This is a genomic window from Hungatella sp. SL.1.14, assembly GCF_024460495.1.
Taxonomy (GTDB): domain Bacteria; phylum Bacillota; class Clostridia; order Lachnospirales; family Lachnospiraceae; genus Hungatella; species Hungatella hathewayi.
On record NZ_JANFYJ010000576.1, the window covers coordinates 1 to 259 of the forward strand.

General features: G+C 46.7%; 1 protein-coding gene. It reads left to right on the plus strand.

Features of this window, described 5'->3' with window-relative positions; genetic code table 11:
• On the plus strand, window positions 1–212 hold a 212-nt coding region (locus tag NE473_RS33375; RefSeq protein WP_256265745.1), incomplete at its 5' end, for a hypothetical protein.
• Window positions 213–259 lie beyond the last annotated feature (47 nt).

Sequence of the window (259 nt, forward strand, 5' to 3'; positions counted from 1 at the left end):
TGCCAAGCGATATCTCTATGCTTGCAGATATTTCTGGAATTCTGTATGGATCCTCTAACGCTGGCTGGACTGGAAACATGGATTCCGGCCTTTCTGCCTTTGGATTGAAATTTAAACGGACTACCTCTTGGGCAGGCGATGGTGCTGCTTTGGAAATGGATTCAGGAATCTCACGGCATGCTTTCTTTCTGAGTCTGCTGACCCAGTTGTAAAAGGTCCCGGGATGAATCCCATGTTCCTTGCATCACTGAAAATCAGT